Genomic DNA, 254 nt, shown 5'->3' on the forward strand with positions numbered 1-254 from the left:
GATTCTGGCTTCGCCGGAACTCACCAAGGATCAGTACCAGAAACTCAGCCTGATCGCGCCGACCGTGGTGCCCAAGGGCAACTCGTTTCAGGACTGGCGCAACAACGTCGAGTTCTACGGCGAGGCGCTGGGCAAGGCTGATGAAGCCAAAGCCGCCATCGCGGCAGTCGACACGCGCATCGAGAGTCTCAAGAGCAAGATCGAGCCGGGTCAGGTCGCTTCCGTGGTGCGCTGGAGCCCGCAGGGGCCGGGCG

1 protein-coding gene is annotated in these 254 nt (G+C 63.8%); it reads left to right on the top strand.

What is annotated here, in order from left to right; all coding sequences use genetic code 11:
- Nucleotides 1-254: ABC transporter substrate-binding protein (locus tag AC0IYH_RS32735; protein WP_471838527.1), on the top strand; the 254-nt coding region annotated here is incomplete at both ends.

It is taken from the genome of Pseudomonas sp. AC463, from assembly GCF_979253585.1.